The sequence below is a fragment of the Ruegeria sp. BG11 genome (assembly GCF_056538565.1).
Map to the genome: position 1 here is coordinate 1 of NZ_JBQFTH010000007.1, position 18,257 is coordinate 18,257.

Consider the following 18,257-nt stretch of genomic DNA (forward strand, 5'->3'; position numbering starts at 1 on the left):
TTTTGAAGTATTTGAAAGAAGCAGGTCTGGTAATATGCAAAAGCCGCGCAATACCCCTGCCCCGCTCAACCAAAGTTCTTCTGAAAAGACCTCTGAAAAGATGATCGACAAGATCCAAACAGCGGGCGTCGCCGCATATTATATGAAAGGAACACTTGGCCCGCACCTTACTGAAGCATTCCGTGAACAGCCGATGGCAAACGCATACCAATGGGATGCCGTTTTTGCCGATGGCGATTTTTACAAAAGTGGGATGAATGGCCAAGGCATCTATGTCTCGCCAGGAAAAGACGCTGTCGTGGTTTGGCACGCAACCGGAGGTGCCAGTGTCGACATGGAAGCTTACGCCAGGGCCATTGTGACTTCACTGTAGGTCAGATCACGTACTGGTGTCTCTGGCTGCGGGTCAACAGATTGTCGGTCGTTTGATGACTAGAGCATCCATTCGACCGGCACCCACCTGACAACGGCCGTCAGGGCACGCTGTAAACCGGTGGTTTCCGGGTCTGCTGTGTGAATGGTGACTGTCCCATCCTGCTCTTCTTGCAGCCAGATCATCTCGCCGCTGTCGTTAAGTTCGACGCGGTAAGAAAACTCAGGCCGGTTCAATTGCTCCGCAAGCGACGCAGCAATCGTTGGGCTTTCGATCATAAGACCCATTTCCGTATTCAGTCGCGCGGACCTGGGGTCGAGGTTGTAAGAGCCTATAAATATCCGTTCTCCATCCGATCCAAAGACTTTTGCGTGTAGTCCGGACGCCGATCCAGCCAGCATCTCGGGCAGGCTGCGCTCGCGATGTTCACGCCGCAAAGCTCGAAGCTCAAGCAACTCTACACCGCTGTTCAGCAAGTCTTCCCTGTATCGCATATATGCCGCGTGCACGGGCATCACATCCGTGGCATCCAGTGAGTTGGTTAAGACGCGGACCTTCACTCCGGACTTTGCCAACCCTTCCAGAACCTCCGCGCCTCTTTCCCCCGGAATGAAATACGCAGAGACCAAGTCCAATGAGGTCTGAGAGGTTTTGGCGAACTCGATAAGTTGTTCGACAATCAGGTCTTCACTTTCTACTTCGCCCAAACCTTTTGACGGGTCGTCGACAAAAAGTGTAACTTCGCTCCACTCGAACTTCAGATCATGTGCCGCTATCCGGTCGGCCAGTTCGTTATCCTGAATTGCCCTTTGATAGCCTGCACCAACCGCAGTCTGGCGTGCTGCATCCGCCTTTGCCTTCAGGCTTTTTCCCGCCGGAGGGTCTAAGAAGAGATCAGCATCGTACGCGGAGGCACTGTTCCAATATGCGTCGAATGATTGCGATACCTCATCCACAATCGGGCCGATAGCTATCGCGTCTACATCCAGGTAGTGCGTTCCCGCCCCGTAGTCGAAATAGATGTCACCAATGTTGCGTCCCCCAACTATCGTGGCGACCCCGTCCACAGTCATTGACTTGTTATGCATCCGCCGGTTCAGGCGACCAAAGTCAAATGCATAGGACAGAAGTTTTGGGTTCCTCAAAGTGAACGGATTGAAGATGCGTACTTTTGCATGTTGCAAGGCGTCCAGTTCGGCAAGCAAATCATCCAATCCGGAGATACCGTTATCGTCGACCAGCAATCTGACGCGCACGCCGCGCTCTGCTGCTGCCCTAAGTTCTTCAAGAAGCATCAGGCCGGTAACGTCATCTTGCCAGATGTAGTACTGAGCATCGATTGAGGATGTTGCTTCTCTCGCAAGGATCGCCCGGGCCGCAAAAGCTGCGCGTCCATTGCCCAAAGGCCTTACACCGTCAAGCCCGGGGTTACGCTCAAGTGCATTTCTAATAGTTGCGCCTAATGGTCCGTCCCAATCGGCATCTTGCTTAAACGTTGGCTGAGAAAAATTTTCTTCAGGAAGTGGAAAGGTCCACCTTAACCCGACTATGGCCACTGCCATCAGCGCCACCGAAATCAAACATATTCTGATCAGCCGCATTCAGGGTTCCATAATTGGCTAGTTGGATTTGCACTAGACCTGAGTTTGACCTATCGACAGATAGTTTTTCAAGAACTTAGGTCGAAGCAACAGACTGAGCACCAATGTTTGTCTGCTATGTAATTGGTGAGCCATGGAATCGGACATACCCGATTAAACATGCCCATAGTAGTCTCGGGCAGCGACTGCTGAGTAGGCATAGTGCAGCAAGGTCCCCCAATCGAAAATCGGCAGGCCCACCTCGCGCTGTGCTGCACGAGAAAACGGGTGCATCCCTGTGCATTCAAAAAACGACGGCGCCGACGTTTGGATAGCGTGCCACGAGTGCTTTGGTGGCCTCTACCATCTGGCGTTCTGCGGTCTCAAAGTTTGCGAGAGGAGCGTCTGGACGTTTTTCCGGATCCCAGAGTTTGTCGAACTCGGTCACCCCAGTTCGTCCTGGGCGCTTCCAATGATCAGGTTGGAATTCGGATCAATTCCGGCGGCTTCAAGGTGGCCTATGAGGGTCTGGGCAAATGGCACCTGCAGCAGGCTGGACGTGAACACCGGCACATTTACGGCGGTGGCGACATCCTGCTGGAAATAGGCAAAGTATCCACACTCTGCGGCAATGGCGCGGCATCCGTATCTTTCCAACCGCTTTGCGGATGCAATGATCAGCGCGCGAACTGGCGTTTTGTCCTGGTCCCAAACCAAGGTTTTGTTGCTGACGTCCGTGGCGATGTCGTATTAGATCGGAAAGGGAAACGCGCTTGGGTTTCGCACGTCACCGGGGAAGCCCGGATAGGCATCGTCCAGAAGCATGACGCCAAGGCCCATCCCATAGCCCACATGGTTCTGACGCACGCTGATATTTTTGATGCCGGGGTCACGGGGTGCATAAAACATTTAGTTAGGCCTTTTCGTGTCAGGGCATTTTGGCGGGTCAACATACAGTCGACCCGACCCAGTCTGATCAGCTGTTGCGTTTGAGGAAGTCGACTAGCAGGGCCGAGATCTTCTCAGGCTGGTCTTCCATTGAAAAGTGGCCGCAGTCCTCGAGCACATGCAGTTCCGAGCCGGGGATGGCGTCGTTCAGCTTGTGGGCCCATGCGACCACCTGCCAGGCGTCATCCGCGCCCCAGATCAATTGGACCGGACGCACACCGAGCTCGGCGTAGCGCGGTGCGACCTCATCGGTGTGCTTGGGTTCGTAGTGCATAACCTGATGCTGAAAGAAACTGCCCTGGCCTACGGGACCACAGATGAAATCGAGGTAGGTTTCCATCGAGGTCTCGGCGAGACGTTTCTTATTCTGCACTGTCGAATAGAGCCATTCACGGAAATGCTCACGGTGTTCTGCATCCGGCGCCTTGATCAGCTTCTCAAGACCCGCTTGCATCTGTTCACGGGTGCGCTTCGAGGGCCAGCTGTTATAGCTCACCACGTCAATCATGGTCAGCGTGCGGACACGCCCAAGGGATTGGATGCCGAACCGCTGGGCGATACCACCACCGATGTCATGGGCGATGACATGCAGGTTATCCAGCCCCCAGATGTCGAACAGCCCTTCAAGGATCGGAACCTGCCCGGTGACCGAGGTGTCAATGTTTGGGTCGCGTGGACGTTCCGATAGGCCATACCCGAGCAAGTCGAACACATGCACCTTGTATCCGGCCTCGACCAGCGAAGGCAGGATGTTTCGCCAGATCCAGGACGAGGACGGAGTGCCGTGGATGAGGACTACAGGCGCGCCTTCACCATGCACGCCGTGGGCGATGCGGTTTCCGTTTATCACACAGTGTCGGTCAACAAGTTGGGTCATGATATTTCTCCTGCTTTGGTGGGCTGGTCGGGCTGCTATTCGGGGATGATTTCAAGGAAAGGGAGCGCAGGAACGGTCAGACGCTCCAGGCAAAAATGCCGTAGGCGCCGGCGGCGATGTAGAAGCCCTGCATCGTCGTCCAGCCCCACATCCGCTTGCGCACCGCAAGGGTAAAAAGCAGAAGCGCCGACAACAGGAAAAACACGAAGGAAAGCACCTCGTATCCAGTGTTGGAGGCGATGAGCAGGGAATAGGCGATGGACAAAAAGGCTCCACCCCACTCAAGCGATTTGTTTGCATCGGTTGTCATGTTTCAATCCGTTTTCTGACTTTCCCCGATTGTAGTTTCAGAGCAATCAATCTATAGAATGAATGATTGTCATGAATTGATAAGGTATTCGAATGGGGACATGCCATGGCTGAACGGCTGGAAATAGATGGCCTACGGGCGCTTCTGGCAATCTCGTCTCATGGGGGCGTCACGCGCGCGGCCGAACATCTTGCGCTGTCGCAACCGGCGGTCAGTCACAAGGTCAGACGGTTGGAAAAGGTGCTGGATTGCGATCTTCTGGCGCGCCGAGCTGGCGGGCCGCTGTTCACCGAGGCGGGTGAGCGGTTGCTGGGATATGCACAGCGCATGATGGATCTGCATGACGAGGCGCTGGCGGCGTTGGGCAAGAAACCACTCAAAGGTATGATCCAACTGGGCATGACTGAAGACGCAACGGGCGGCGACGTGGCCCGCATTTTGGGTCGCTTCACCCGGCTACACCCAGAAACCCAAGTGCGCACACGGATCAGCCAGAGCTTGACCCTCGCAGGCTGGTTGGAGGCCGGTGAAATCGACGTTGCAGTCATGCAGGTCTTCAGCCGCGATGTGCTCCCTGACGATCTGGTTCTCTATGAAGACCAGTTGCATTGGATCAAATCGCATGACCTTCCATTGGACCTGTCGGTCCCGGTGCCGTTTCTCGCCTTTGACAGCAACTGTTTCTACAAACACTGGGCCAGTGCCGAAGGGGCGCGGGGCGGGCAGCGGTTTGAAACGGCCTTCGAATGCCCCAGTGCGGCGGGTATCCTATCGTCCGTGCGCTCGGGGTTGGGGGTCGCGCTGATGAACGGGCTGCACCTGTCGCCTGACCTGGAGGTTGTCGAAGATGTGTTCCCAGAGCCGCCTTCCATCGCCTATGTCGCGCGAACTCGCCCCAAGAACCGGAATGATGCAGTCAAGGCGCTCATCCAGGAAATCTCCAGACAGGTCAGAAATGCAATTCCCCTACGCGTTGCTTGAAGAACCAGCCCTGGCCTCTATCGAAGCACAGGCAGCCCAAATTCTCGACGAAATAGGGATTGAGTTGCGGGGCGATCCCGACAGCCTCGACGCCATGACGTCGGTCGGGGCACGGATCGAAGGCGAGCGTGTGCGTATCGGTGCTGACCGTCTGCGCGATCTGCTTGCACATGCGCCCGCCTCCTTTTTCTGGCAAGGAAAGACCGAAGCGACTTCGGTCACGGTCGGAGGCGACCGCCCGGTGGTCGTCCCCTTCTATGGCCCGCCGAATGTCCGTCACGCGGACGACACCATCCGCCAGGGCACGCTCGAGGACTACCGCGAACTCGTGCGCCTATGCAAAGCTTCACCGGCAATCGACAGCACCGGCTTTCAGCTTTGCATCGCCCATGAGGGCGACGCACTCGTGCCCTACATGGAGCTCGCCCGCGCCCATCTGGAGCTTTCAGATAAGCCGATGATGGGCACCGTCTTGTCCGAAGACGCTCTGCGCGAGGTTGCCAGCGCGGCTGGCGTCAAGGATACGGACGAAGACTGTCGGTTGCTTCACCTGATCAACCTGACGCCTCCGTTGGTCTTTCAGGCTAATCCTTTGCGCTGCCTGCGGGCGTCGGCCGAATTGGGTCAGGCGAGCCTTGTTGCCTCTTACATGATGATGGGGGCCACCGCGCCGGTGACCATTGCCGGGGCGCTGGCTCAGGGGCTTGCGGAAATCATGGTTGGGCTGGCTTTGACGCAAATCTATCGCCCCGGCGCTCCGGTGGTCGGCGGGATCTTCGCAACCCCGTTTTCGATGCAGTTCATGGGTCCGATCTTTGGAACACCAGAATCTCACCTGGCCCAATTGGCCGGTTGCCAGTTGGTGCGCCGACTTGGGGTCCCCTGCCGTGGCGACGGTTTGGTCACGTCGTCCAAGATCAATGACGCTCAGGCCGGATATGAAGGGGCCAGCGCCTTCGGGGCATCTTTGACCGGAGGAGCCGACCTGATCTTGCATGCGGCGGGCTGGCTGGAGTTTGGCCGGACCGTCGGTGTTGAGAAGTTCAATTGCGATAAGGCGATCGGGAACCATTACTCGGAAACTTTGGGTTGAAACCGAAAGCGCTTCTACTTAGCGCCCTGCCTGCATACAGCTTGGCGGAATTCCATCCTTTTCCATCTTTCGTCATTTACAAATTAAAACATTCATTTTATTGATTTTGTATGGGTGGAAATTCATTTTCTCGACGTACTTTCTTACACAACGCCGCGTGTCTCGCGGCATTTGGTGTTCAGTCCAAAATCGCTTGGGCAGAGCTACAACTCGGTTCTTCGGCTCGGATTGCGACCATGTCAGACGGGTACCTGTCATTGCCTCCGGAAATGGTCTTCGGCGCCATGCCGAAGGAAGAACTCAGGCAGCTTCTGGACAGCTACAAGGTGGACGCGACCAAATACGAGCCAGAGTGCAACGTGGCGCTTTATCGAGATGATAAAAACACAGTGCTGTTCGATGTGGGAGCTGGGCCCGATTTCATGCCAACATCTGGCAAGCTTCTGGAATCTCTTGAAACTATCAACCTGTCGCCCGAAGACATCTCGCACGTGATCTTCACCCATGCGCACCCGGATCACATTTGGGGCGTTTTGGATGATTTCGACGACCTTCTGTTCCCCAACGCCACGCATCACTTTGGCCGTAGTGAGTGGGATTATTGGTGGAACCCCTCAACGATGGATACCATTGGAGAAGATCGCGCTGCGTTCGCAGTAGGCGCAAAACGGCGTATGGAAGCAATTGAGGATAAGGTCGCGTTCTTTTACGACGGGCAAGAGATCCTTCCCGGTATTGCCGCACGCGCGAGCTTTGGACACACTCCCGGTCACATGGCGTTTGAAATTCGCAGCGGCGGTGAATCCGTGATGATTGTCGGCGACGCGCTGGGAAATCCACACGTAGCTTTTGAACGCCCCGACTGGCACAGCGGCACGGATCAGGATCCGCAGGCGGCGGCATTAACTCGGATTTCACTGCTGGATCAGATTTCACACGAGCAAATGAAAATAATTGGTTTCCACCTGCCGAATGGTGGAATCGGCCGGATCGAGAAGACTGGGTCTGCTTATGAGTTCATTGGAGAACAATAATGATGCGATCGCTGGCGATTTTCTTGGCCCTAGCCACACCAGCTTGGGCAAGCGAGGATATTGCAGACCAATACCCGCAAAGTGTGCTGTATTCCGAACCGGTCGAGTACATCCCCGGGGTCTATTCCGCCATTGGCGCAACCGCCCCGCCGACCTACGAAAACTCTGGTCACAACAACAACCTCAGCTTCATAGTTACCGGGGAGGGCGTGGTCGTCATAAACGGTGGCGCGGCTTATTTGCTTGCCGAAGCACTTCACCAGGAAATTCAGGCGATCACGGATCAGCCGGTTAAGCTTGTCTTCAACGAGAATGGCCAGGGGCACGCAATGCTTGGCAACGCCTACTGGTCAGAGCACGGCGTTCCAATTATCGCCCATTCGGATGCTGCGGCTGAATTCGAGGAATACGGCCCTCAGATCCTTGAAGGAATGCAACGGTACAATCAGGACAAGGCGGAAAGAACGTTTCTGGCTGGCCCAACCGAGACATTCGAGGATGAATACGTAATTGAAATGGGTGATTTCCGGATTGAGGCCAAATATCTCGGACCGGCCCATAGTCCCGGCGATATCTCGATTTGGCTGCCGAACCAAAGCCTTGTTATCGCGGGTGACATGGCGTTTCACGAGCGCATGCTGCCTATTTTTCAAGAGACCTATACGGCGGATTGGCTTGAGACTTGGGACAACGAGTTCGAAGCTTTGGGAGCCACATTTGTCATCCCCGGCCACGGTCATCCGACAAACATGGATCAGGTGCGCCGCTATACACGCGACTACCTGATCTATCTGCGCGGCAAGATCCAAGAGCACATGGATGCTGGCGGCGATCTGGCTGAGGCTTACTATGTCGATCAGTCACCATATGCCCATTTGGACACGTTTGAGGAACTGGCGACAAAAAATGCCGGGCGCGTATTTGAGCAGATGGAATTCGAATAGCTCAGGACGTTTGTGGAACAGGCATTCGCCTCAATAACCTATGCGTGCTGATCGCTCCAACCCACATGAAGAAAACGGCAAGCCATGCCGTCAATGACAGGGCGGACCCTCCCGAAAGCCCTGCCCCCACGGCACAACCTCCGGCCAGCATGGCTCCAAACCCCATGAGGACAGCTCCAGCAAGGTAGCGTTCCATGGGAGTATCAGGGCCAAAACGTTCGATCTTCCACTCCCCTGTAGTTAGGGCTGAGCCTGCAGCACCAATTGCTACGCCTGGAACAAGGCCGATACCGAAAGACAAAACAACGTTCCTCTCCGCGACTAACGCCATTAGTGTATCTGTGGCCGGTCCGGTAAATGTTATTGACGACACGGGCACGGCGTCAAAAGATGCTTGCGCGATCGAAAAGGTCATCAACCAGCCAAGCGCCACAGCCACGCCAACGCCTGCGGCGGTTACGATCCTGACAGGCGCGACGCTCCGGTGGATTGCAAATACAAATGCCAAGACCAATCCCAACGCTGCAACAGCTGTATATGCTGCTGGCGAAAATCCAAGTATTTCTGAAAGATCTCTCGAGGCGCCCCCTGAGACAGTCCAAATCCCGGAAAGCAATTCGCGGGCGGGACTAAGAACGCCCGTGTAAGCAGCCTGAGCCACTAAGGTTAAAACCAATCCTGTAATCAGGGCGCGCAGATTACCGCAGGAGGCCAATACCAATAGGCGAGATGCACACCCGCGCGCCAGAACCATGCCGGCACCGAACATCGCGCCGCCAATTATTGCGCCGCTAAGACTACCCCTCGATGCGATCGCGCGTGTCTCGGAAAGGTTTAACCACTCAAACGCGACAAACGCCTGTACTAAGGTGAGCGCAGCGGTGAAGGCGATCAGCCAAACCGCCAAGCGTGGACCAAGCTCGCCTTCGGCGACTTCGATGGTCGACGCTCGCAAACAAAAGTGAGACTTCTGGGCCGTCACGCCGAACAAGATACCGACAAGCGCACCGGCAAATGCCAAAGCGCCAGGGTCTCCCAACAAATCGATGAGCCTTTCCATCAAGAGAAACTCTCACTTCGTTGCTTGCGCGTCCTCGTTTTCGGTCAAATTGTCATTGTCACTGCGCAGCCATTGGCCTGCGCGCCAATTGGCATTGAGTCCATAACTCACCCAAGGCAGATACCAGTCGATCCACGTCTTCGGTGGAATGCACTGGGGAAGATGTAATCCGCAGACGTTCCGTTCCCTTGGGGACGGTAGGATAGTTGATCGGCTGGATGTAAATTCCATAGTCACGCATCAGTACGTCAGAGATGAAGCGACACTTGACCGGATCGCCGACCATGACCGGAATAATGTGACTTGGGTTCGGTGTGTGCGGAATACCCAGATCGTCCAGCCTGTCTCGCACCTCGCGCACGCGCTGCTGGTGCAAATGTCGTTCCGAATTGCTTTGCTTCAGGTGCCGAACCGAAGCGGCAGCTCCTGCGGCCACAGCGGGAGGCAATGCAGTGGTGAAGATAAACCCACTGGCAAAGGACCGGACAAAATCAACAAGCTCTTTCGACGCCGCGATGTATCCACCAACTACGCCGAACGCTTTGCCCAATGTCCCCTCGATGACGGTTATCCGATCCATCAGGCCTTCGCGCTCAGCTATGCCGCCTCCGCGCGGTCCATAAAGCCCTACGGCGTGAACCTCATCCAAATAGGTCATCGCGCCGTAGCGATCGGCCAGATCACAGATCTCGGCAATTGGTGCAATATCGCCATCCATGGAATAGACGCTCTCAAACGCAATGAGCTTTGGGGCATTGGCAGGCAGTTCAGCAAGGTGCCTTTCAAGGTCCGCCACGTCGTTGTGTTTCCAGATACGCTTCTGACACCGACTGTGGCGAATGCCCTCAATCATCGAGGCATGGTTCAACTCATCGGACAAGACTGTGATGCCAGGAATGCGAGACGCCAAGGTTCCCAGCGCGGCCCAGTTCGAGACGTAACCGGACGTAAACAGCAACGCTGCATCCTTGCCATGCAAATCAGCAAGCTCTTGCTCCAGCAAAACATGCTGGTGGGTCGTTCCAGAGATATTCCGCGTTCCTCCCGCCCCGGCACCAACCTCATCGATCACCTTGTGCATTGCTGCGACAACACTGGGGTGCTGACCCATTCCCAGATAGTCATTTGAGCACCACACAGTGACTTTTTCGGGGCCATTTTCCGCGTAGCTAAGTGCTGTCGGGAACGCGCCGCGCTGTCGTTCGAGATCTGCAAAGACCCGGTAGTTCCCTTCCTCCCGAAGCTGGTCGAGTTGACCACGGAAAAACTGCTGATAGTTCATTTCAGTTCCCAACGGCTTCTTCGACGATTCCTGACAACAGAGACTGGACCTTTTGCATTGGCCCGTCAGGGTAGCTTCGGTACCCAACCATCACGCCACTGTCGTCTTCAGCCACAAATATCCCGTAAGGGCAAAAGCCAATATTCATTGGGTCGGCTTCCATGACCTCACGCGAAATTTTTGCCGAGCAGAAAATGAAGATATCTGCGGCCGCAAATATCTGCTTGTCGCTGCCAACATCTGCGCCTGTTCGATTCAGCATTTCCCCAACATGGCTCACATAGTCGATGACCAGTCCCTGTCCCACAATCGCGGATTCGACGGCAAACGTTGCATCATCAAAACTGCCGTCGTAGGGAATAGTGATGATCTCTTCTGCAAGCCCTTGGCTCGCCAGAACAGTGGAAAACGCGGCTGCGGCGATAAAGTGTTTCATGGTTTTAGTCCTCCTCCTGAACCGCATTTTCTCAGATTGATCATCGAGGTCTTTGACACCGGTCAAAGCCCCCAATTGCCTCAACCAAACATGTCCGACGTGATACCGGCGTACCAACCAAGAGACTCTTCGTAGGTTGCTTTCCTCAGGTCGGCATCTTCTCCGGTCTGGCTGATAAAGCCATCGACTTTGGCGATCTTTTCAGGCGTCGCCTCATAAGTCGCGCCAACTTTCACACCATCATCGGTGTCAATGAGCGACCAGCATGTGTTCGAGAACTTGGCCGGGAATACTTTTGACCCGGTCAACGCACCTCTTACTGCGTTCGCACATACTTTCGCCTGGCTGTTTGCCGAAAAACCGGATTTCGGCATGTCACCCTGCTGGCTGGCATCACCAAGAACGTAGATATCGGGATCGGCTTTGGATGACATATCCGCAGCGTTCACCGGTGCCCAATTGCCGTCGGTCACTCCCGCCATTTCCGCAATGCGACCGGCTTTCATCGCTGGGATCACATTGCAGACATCAACCTTCGTCTCTTCGCCGTCGATAGTCACCGTCATTGCTTCCGGATTCACGGATACATTGCCGCCGCCGAAATCTTCGCCGATCCAGTCAACCATTCCTTCATAGTTGTTTCCCCAGCCTTCTTGGAACAATGCCATTTTCGAGAATTTCGGCTTCGGATCAGCTACAATGATCTTTGCTGTTGGGTTGTTTGCTTTCAGCACATGCGCCACCATCGAAACCCGTTCATACGGCCCGGGCGGGCAACGGTACGGGTTAGGAGGAGCGACCATCGCGAAGGTACCACCTTCGGGCATCGCCATGATCTGCGCTTTCAAAAGCTCAGTCTGAGAACCAGCCTTGTACGCATGTGGCATCTTGTTTTGGGCCGAGAGGTCCCAGCCCTCGACCGCGCCATCAACAAAGTCGATACCCGGGCTGAGGATCAGTTTGTCATAAGGAACTGACCCACCACCCGCCAAGGACACCGTCTTTGCGTCGCGATCGACCCCAGTGGCCCAATCATGCACGACGTTGATACCGTAGTTCGCGGCAAGCGTGCCGTAGCTGTGGGCGATGTCCGATAGCTCCTGAAAACCTCCCAAATAAAGGTTTGAGAAGAAACAGGTGTAATAGGTCCGAGACGGCTCGATCAGCGTCACGTCAATCTCACCTTTGCTGTCCTTGGCTATGTAACGTGCTGCAGTCGCACCGCCGGCGCCGCCACCAACAACCACCACACGGGGCTTGCCTTGAGCCAGCACCATCGGAGCAGATAGCCCGGCGGCCACTACCCCGGCGGCTCCAAGAAATACTCGTCTATTGAGTGTCATCGCGTTTCCTCCCCTTAGGCACTTTCATTCTGGATTATTGAAGTAGGCGGCCAATGCCGCGATCTCGTCATTGCTCAGCCGTCCGGCGATCATTTGCATGACCGGATGTGGCCGCTGTTTGTCTTTATAAGCGTGCATGGCGACCACGAAGTCTTCGTCAGGCCAATACACAATCGAAGGAATGCCCTCATCGCCTCCTTCGATCTGGTGGCATGTCGTACATTCGCTGCTGAGGTATGCGCCGTACTCAGGATCTCCTTGTATCGCCAGGATCGCGGGATCGATCGAATGATCCGTGCCTTTCGCCGTTGGGTCCGCTTCTGGGATGTCCTGAGGATTGTCCGAAAACGCCCGCAAATAGGCGATCACGTTGGCTCGGTCTTCCGGGTCTTTCAAACCGGGAAAACTCATCCGCGTGCCTGACGCAAATGCGCGTGGGTTTTCGATGTAGGCGGACAGAGTATCAGCGTGCCATTCCAGACCCGAGTTACCCGCACGCTCTAGGCTTTTTGAGTAATTGAAACCGTCCAGACCAGCAGCCTTGCGCCCAAAGACACCATTCAAATGCGGCCCGATTTTGTTTTTGGCTCCATCTCCAACCTGATGACAGCCTTTGCATTTGGCGAACACTTCTTTTCCGGCTTCGGCGTCGCCGAGGCCTTCGGTGGCGTGGGTCGATGGGGCAACAGCAACCATAACCGCCGCGCAGGTCAAAAAAATGTTCAACCACCGCATGATCAGCTTCCGAACGACTTGAGGTAAACGATCACGGCTTCAATATCGTCTGGTTTCTTAAGCCCAGCAAAGGACATGCGTGTGCCCTTCATGTAGTCCTTGGGTTTTGCCAGGAAGGCCGCCATTTCTTCTTCGGTCCAAACAAGACCAGCCTCGGCAGCTGTTTTCATAGCTTTGGAGTATTTGAACCCTTCAACCGAACCTGCGTTGGCCCCGATAACCCCGTTCAGCGCAGGGCCCGTACTGTCCTTTGCACCGTCACCAACCTGATGGCAGGACTTACACTTCTTGAAGACCTTCTCACCAGCTGCGAACAGTTCCGTAGTCTGGTCAGCCTCGTCGATTTCCTGAACATCCGGTGTTGCGGCGGCTTCTTCCTCAGGCTTTGGCGCTGCGGCTGGAATGAACGAGGGCCCTGCCGCCGTGAACGTCGGTAACCCGTCCGCGCTGGCTTCATTCATGACCGAATTCGAACCGCCTTCTGGTGGCGTCTCAACCAGAAAGACAGAACGCATAGTAACCGCTGCCTCTGTCTTGCAGTTCTCCATGCAAGGTTCCTCTCGCCATTCCGCGTATTCCGTCTCGGGTCGAACATCGACGACAAAACCGTCCATATTGTACATCTCGAATTCGGCGAAGTTTTCGTTATTAAGAACGAAGTCGTCATCCACCAGATCATTGGAATAAAGGATGTAGGCGACGATTGCGTAGGTCTCATCCGCCGTAAGAGTGCCCGCTTCACCAAACGGCATTGAGCGGGAAATGTAATCCCAAGCAGTCGACAAATGCGGCCAATAAGACCCAACAGTTTTCACAGGATCTTCGTCGGCAAGTGTGTCGAAACCGCCGGCCAGAACAGGCCAATTGTCGGCGCCTTCGGCAAACTCTCCGTGACAGGACGCACAGCGATCGACAAACACTTCTTCTCCGGTCCAGACATCGCCTGATCCAACCGGCAAACCGCGCCCATCGGGCAATACGTCAACGTCCCAGGCTGCGATCTCTTGCTCCAGCGCGGGGCGCCCAAGCCCGTATGTGCCCTCGCTGCTGGGCGCAGGCGCGGTCAGGTTCATCCCGTTTGCGATCCGTTCGGCCGCTGCGGTCTGGATTTCTTCGACCTTGGCCGCCAGTTCGGCTGCCCGGCTGGCCTCTGCTTGCGCGTTTTCCTGGGCTGTAGCTGCATGCGCCTCAACCTGACTGATCCGGGTTTCCAAGGTTTCTATCTGCGATTGGCCGTAATTCCGGTTCGCAATAGCCACTGCCGCCGCAAGCACCAACGCCGTGCCGCCGAATACAGGCAGGAAAACATGACTAAGAGACTTCGACATTCTCGGCGATCCCTTCTGCGCTCACGTACCAAGTCTGGATACAGTTGTTGTGGTAGACCGAGTTCTCTCCGCGCTTTTCGCGCAGTTGGTCTTTGGTCGGCTGCACATAGCCGGTCTCATCTATCGCCCGGGCCTGTAACAACATTGGTGCTCCGTCCCAGTTCGTGTCGAGATAGAAGCGCGTCAAAGCCTTGCTGTCGCCCTGCTTACCAAGACGCGCCGTCTCCCAGGTGATCCCACCGTCCTTGGACACATCGACCCGCGTAATTTGACCGTGGCCTGACCAGGCAAGTCCGGAAATAACCAAAGGTCCCGGTCCATGTTTGATGGGCATTTGCGGACTGGGTGAAGTGATGACGGATTTTGCATCCATCACCCACGTCCATTTCTGGGCCCTGCCATCGGCGTAGACATCAGTGTATTTTGATGTTTCTTCGCGGCTTTCGACCGCCATATCGACGATCTCAATGCGGCGCAGCCACTTGACCCACATGTTGCCTTCCCAACCCGGAACAACCAGTCGCACGGGATATCCGTGCTCCATGCGCAGTGCTTCACCATTTGCCTTGAAAGCCACCAGCACGTCATCCAGCGCTTTTTCCATCGGGATGGAGCGGCCATTGGATGACGCATCTGCGCCCTCAACATAGACCCATTTGTCTGGTGAGATATCGGCGCCTGCTTCCTGCAACAGCGTACGCAGCGGAACACCGGTGTATTCCATGTTGTGAATCATGCCATGGGTGAATTGGACGCCGTTGAGTTGCGCACCCGCCCACTCCATACCCGTATTCGCCGCACATTCGCAGAAATACACGTGATTTTCGCGCGGAAACCGCTCAATGTCGTCGTAGGTAAAGACCAGCGGGCGATCGACCAGCCCGTTGATCATCAGGCGATAGTCCTCTTTGCGCAGCTCAATCGCGCCCGAATGATGACGCTCAAAGGCGCATCCTTGCGGAGTGATCGTGCCATCAAGCGCGTGGATCGGCGTGAAGTTGATCGACGAAATCGGAGAGGCGGTCAGCCATTCCACGTTGCGCCGAACGACATGAGATTCGAAGCTGATCGGCATGCCATAAGGTGACTCATCGACACCGGCGCCCGTGTAAGATGCCCAATCCTGAAGCTCTGTTATCAGTGGATCAGGCGTGTTTGCGGCTGCCGCGCCCGCAACTGATCCTGCAGCGACCGCAGCGCTGCCTTTCAGGAAGGCCCGGCGGGACGGTTTGAACGCGTCATCCATATCTCTTAGGTCTCCATCTGTTTCTTAAGCGCCGACAACATCGACGCTGGTGTTCTCTTGCACCGTGACGGTGCCAAGGTTGCGAATGTGGTTTTCGACGACATCCCAGATCGGCGGGCCCTCGGTGCCTTCGTTGACACTGGCCCAACCAGCCACGACGTAGGTTTTCGACGGATCAATCGCTTCACCGGTTTTGAGCAGAGTCATTTCGCTGATCCGTTGCCCTTGTGGTTTGGTCACATCGATGCGGTAGCCAAGCCCACCAACGCGGACCATATCGCCGCCCTGCTGGTAGTAAGGGTCGGGATTGAACAGGTTGTCACCGACATCCTCAAGGATCACATGGATGAATTCGCCTGTCATTTCTGTGCGATAGGCATTGGGATACGACATCGATGTGACGTTCCAGATGTCCTCGCGCGTGATATCTTGTCCCGGCAGGATTGAGGGTCCCCAACGGACGCCAGGCGACATCGCGATGTCTGCCTCACGCTCATTGATCAGGGCATCGCAAATCAGGTCATCCCAAGTGCCGTTAAAGTTGCCGCGGCGGTAGAGTAACGAATCCGTTTTGCCAATCACCTCACTCAGCGCAGCTTCATAAGGCGCGCGCTGATCATTTATCAGAGCGGTGATCGCAGGATCAGGAGCGATGACGTCAGAGAAGATCGGGATCAGCTTGTGCTTCAGCCCCGTCATCTGTCCATCTCTCACGTCGAGATCCACACGGCTGACGAATTTTCCGTTCGAGCCAGACGCGATGATATGCGTTTTTCCGACCAGAACCGGCTCGGGAAGTGCGTCATGGGTGTGACCGCTGAGGATCACGTCGATCCCTTGCACCCGACCTGCCATCTTCTTGTCCACGTCAAAGCCGTTGTGGCTAAGGACGACAACAACATCGGCACCGGCATCGCGAACCTCGTCGACCATGGCCTGCATGTTTTCATCCCGGATGCCAAATGAATATTCTGGGAACATCCAGCCTGGGTTCGCGATTGGCATGTAAGGAAACGCTTGCCCGATGACAGCAACCTTTGCACCGCCCCGATCAAAGAACTTATAGGGTTGGAACAATTCTGCAGGTTCGTCCCATTCGGCATCAAAGATGTTTTGACCCAAGGCCGCAAAGGGCAAACCTTCGACGATTTCGTTAACCCTGTCGCTGCCCAACGTGAACTCCCAATGGAAGGTCATAGCATCGGGTTTCAGCGCGTTCATGACATTGACCATGTCCTGACCGGCCGTCTGATAGCAGGTGTAGGAACCGTGCCAGGTATCGCCTCCGTCCAATAGAAGGGCATCAGGACGGTCAGCACGTATGGCGTTGATGACAGTTGAGACGCGGTCCAATCCACCGACCCGACCGTAGGTCTTGGCCAGCGCAGAGAAATCGTTGTAGGTCAGCGCATATGCCGACGGGCTTCCATCTTCGATCCCGTAGGCCTTGCGGAAAGCCGCCCCTGTGACATGCGGCATCTGTCCTCGCGCATCGCCAATACCAAGGTTTATCTCGGGTTCACGGAAATAGATCGGCTTGAGTTGCGCGTGAATATCGGTGACATGGATCAAGCTGATATTGCCGAAGGTCTCGAACTCCAGCAATTGATCCTGCGTTAGGCTTTGCTGCGCAGCAAGCTTGGCCCATTTGCCAAAACCGGACGCGCCGTACAGAGCCGAGGCTGCCATTGAAACCTGCAAGAAGTCACGTCGAGAAATCATCTATCAGCTTTCCTATAACACATATAAATGTGTGAATGTTATTGTATGAAAAAACCCGCGCAGGACAACACCCGCGCGGCTCGTTCGTTATTGGCGTACTGCAGGAGTTTCGACTGAAAGCCCGTTGCCACGTGAGGCCACGTAGAGCTCAAGCGCGCGAAACTCGTCCGATCCTTCCGCAAAAGTTTCCGCCCGCGTATCGCGAATACAGCCGCGGAAACGATTGTGGCGCGAGATCAGCTTGGCCTGTTTCAGACGATAAGTCGGGAACCCGTTGATCATACCTTGGCTCAGGTGGTCAGCACGGATCATGTTGCCCCAGTTGTCTTCATGACAATTGGCACAGCTCAACTCCAACTGACCATAGCGGGTATAATACATCTCCTTACCCTGCTCCCAGTACGGGGCAGCATCGCCATCAATTGCGACATTCATTGGCAACCCACGTGACTGCAGACCGATCAAAGCGACCATGCCTTGCATATCGCCCCCGGACCATTTCCAGGCATCCGCTTCCATGCGGTCCGTACGACACTTGTTGATCAGATCTTCCATGACGACCAGCTTGCCGGTTTCGGCATCCACCTTCGGCATGGACGCCTGCAATCCCTTGAAGCTTTCCACCCCATCGTGGCATGAGGCGCAGCTCTCGCCAGCGGCACCATCAACGGTCTCGAAGAGATCGGCGGCCTGATCGACGAAGATCATTGCAGGATTGTCGAAGTCATCAATTTGAAGCGCTTGCGTTTCATCCGTGCGGAAATGCCAACCCGAATAGATCGTGTCCAAATTTTCCAGATGTGCCGGAGCTTCAGTGACCGAGGTCATGTCCAGCTCATCATTGATCGTGAGATTGTCTTCGTCCGGTCCAGCCATCGCTGCAGCCGGGACAACCAGAATTGCCGCGATCGCCGTAATTGCCTTGGTATTCATTGCGTTCCTCCCTTGGTGGATCAGCGCCAATT

General features: G+C 55.4%; 19 protein-coding genes and 1 pseudogene. 5 read left to right on the forward strand and 15 right to left on the reverse strand.

Annotation, left to right across the window (positions count from 1 at the left end):
• Positions 1-373, forward strand: a pseudogene (locus tag ACR0JF_RS12420) (hypothetical protein); the annotation flags it as partial.
• A 59-nt stretch (positions 374-432) separates the two neighbouring features.
• Here ACR0JF_RS12420 and ACR0JF_RS12425 read toward each other — a convergent pair.
• The 6 genes from ACR0JF_RS12425 to ACR0JF_RS12450 all read right to left on the reverse strand — a co-directional run bounded on the left by ACR0JF_RS12425 (position 433) and on the right by ACR0JF_RS12450 (position 4,088).
• Positions 433-1,974, reverse strand: a complete 1,542-nt coding sequence (locus tag ACR0JF_RS12425; RefSeq protein ID WP_170660788.1) for a phospholipase D family protein — start codon at positions 1,972-1,974, stop codon at positions 433-435.
• Between the two features lie 283 nt (positions 1,975-2,257).
• Positions 2,258-2,401 (reverse strand): hypothetical protein, encoded by a 144-nt coding sequence (locus ACR0JF_RS12430; RefSeq protein ID WP_480669399.1) that lies wholly within the window; start codon positions 2,399-2,401, stop codon positions 2,258-2,260.
• Positions 2,398-2,670, reverse strand: a complete 273-nt coding sequence (locus ACR0JF_RS12435; RefSeq protein ID WP_480669401.1) for an aspartate/glutamate racemase family protein — start codon at positions 2,668-2,670, stop codon at positions 2,398-2,400. The genes ACR0JF_RS12430 and ACR0JF_RS12435 overlap by 4 nt, the downstream gene beginning before the upstream one ends.
• Positions 2,671-2,703: 33 nt before the next feature.
• The gene (locus tag ACR0JF_RS12440) at positions 2,704-2,862 is read right to left on the reverse strand and encodes a hypothetical protein (protein WP_480669403.1); all 159 of its coding nucleotides are present in this window, start codon (positions 2,860-2,862) and stop codon (positions 2,704-2,706) included.
• Between the two features lie 67 nt (positions 2,863-2,929).
• Entirely contained in the window at positions 2,930-3,778 is an 849-nt protein-coding gene (locus tag ACR0JF_RS12445; RefSeq protein ID WP_170660789.1) for an alpha/beta fold hydrolase, read from the reverse strand.
• Between the two features lie 76 nt (positions 3,779-3,854).
• Positions 3,855-4,088: a hypothetical protein gene (locus tag ACR0JF_RS12450; RefSeq protein WP_170380068.1), complete on the reverse strand. Its 234-nt coding sequence runs from the start codon at positions 4,086-4,088 to the stop codon at positions 3,855-3,857.
• Positions 4,089-4,193: 105 nt separating this feature from the next.
• On the opposite strand from ACR0JF_RS12450, the gene ACR0JF_RS12455 reads away from it, so the two are divergent.
• The 4 genes from ACR0JF_RS12455 (at position 4,194) to ACR0JF_RS12470 (ending at position 8,140) form a co-directional block, all read left to right on the forward strand.
• Entirely contained in the window at positions 4,194-5,069 is an 876-nt protein-coding gene (locus ACR0JF_RS12455) for a LysR family transcriptional regulator (protein WP_170660790.1), read from the forward strand.
• On the forward strand, positions 5,044-6,162 hold the full coding sequence (locus ACR0JF_RS12460; protein ID WP_170660791.1) for a trimethylamine methyltransferase family protein: 1,119 nt from the start codon (positions 5,044-5,046) through the stop codon (positions 6,160-6,162). The genes ACR0JF_RS12455 and ACR0JF_RS12460 overlap by 26 nt, the downstream gene beginning before the upstream one ends.
• Before the next feature lie 284 nt (positions 6,163-6,446).
• A complete protein-coding gene (locus ACR0JF_RS12465; protein WP_480669406.1) occupies positions 6,447-7,196 on the forward strand; it encodes an MBL fold metallo-hydrolase in 750 nt (249 codons plus the stop codon).
• 2 nt (positions 7,197-7,198) lie between these two features.
• Positions 7,199-8,140, forward strand: a complete 942-nt coding sequence (locus tag ACR0JF_RS12470) for an MBL fold metallo-hydrolase (RefSeq protein ID WP_170661063.1) — start codon at positions 7,199-7,201, stop codon at positions 8,138-8,140.
• Position 8,141: 1 nt separating this feature from the next.
• On the opposite strand, the gene ACR0JF_RS12475 is transcribed toward ACR0JF_RS12470, so the two are convergent.
• From ACR0JF_RS12475 to soxA, 9 genes are all read right to left on the reverse strand, one after another.
• Positions 8,142-9,200, reverse strand: coding sequence for a YeeE/YedE family protein (locus ACR0JF_RS12475; RefSeq protein WP_480669408.1), 1,059 nt, complete (start codon positions 9,198-9,200; stop codon positions 8,142-8,144).
• Positions 9,201-9,258: 58 nt separating this feature from the next.
• On the reverse strand, positions 9,259-10,482 hold the full coding sequence (hemA, locus tag ACR0JF_RS12480) for a 5-aminolevulinate synthase (RefSeq protein WP_170660794.1): 1,224 nt from the start codon (positions 10,480-10,482) through the stop codon (positions 9,259-9,261).
• 1 nt (position 10,483) lies between these two features.
• Complete coding sequence (locus ACR0JF_RS12485; protein ID WP_170661064.1) at positions 10,484-10,918, reverse strand: DUF302 domain-containing protein; 435 nt, start codon at positions 10,916-10,918, stop codon at positions 10,484-10,486.
• Positions 10,919-10,998: 80 nt separating this feature from the next.
• Positions 10,999-12,261, reverse strand: coding sequence for an NAD(P)/FAD-dependent oxidoreductase (locus ACR0JF_RS12490; RefSeq protein ID WP_170471074.1), 1,263 nt, complete (start codon positions 12,259-12,261; stop codon positions 10,999-11,001).
• 24 nt (positions 12,262-12,285) lie between these two features.
• On the reverse strand, positions 12,286-12,996 hold the full coding sequence (locus ACR0JF_RS12495) for a c-type cytochrome (RefSeq protein ID WP_170471072.1): 711 nt from the start codon (positions 12,994-12,996) through the stop codon (positions 12,286-12,288).
• A gap of 2 nt (positions 12,997-12,998) precedes the next feature.
• Positions 12,999-14,324 (reverse strand): c-type cytochrome, encoded by a 1,326-nt coding sequence (locus ACR0JF_RS12500; RefSeq protein ID WP_170660795.1) that lies wholly within the window; start codon positions 14,322-14,324, stop codon positions 12,999-13,001.
• Positions 14,308-15,570: a sulfite dehydrogenase gene (gene soxC / locus ACR0JF_RS12505; RefSeq protein WP_170660796.1), complete on the reverse strand. Its 1,263-nt coding sequence runs from the start codon at positions 15,568-15,570 to the stop codon at positions 14,308-14,310. The genes ACR0JF_RS12500 and soxC overlap by 17 nt, the downstream gene beginning before the upstream one ends.
• 24 nt (positions 15,571-15,594) lie before the next feature.
• Entirely contained in the window at positions 15,595-17,292 is a 1,698-nt protein-coding gene (gene soxB / locus ACR0JF_RS12510) for a thiosulfohydrolase SoxB (RefSeq protein ID WP_170660797.1), read from the reverse strand.
• 87 nt (positions 17,293-17,379) lie between these two features.
• Positions 17,380-18,225 carry a sulfur oxidation c-type cytochrome SoxA gene (gene soxA, locus ACR0JF_RS12515; protein ID WP_170380047.1) on the reverse strand — a complete coding sequence of 282 codons (846 nt, stop codon included), beginning with the start codon at positions 18,223-18,225 and terminating at the stop codon, positions 17,380-17,382.
• Between the last annotated feature and the right edge of the window lie 32 nt (positions 18,226-18,257).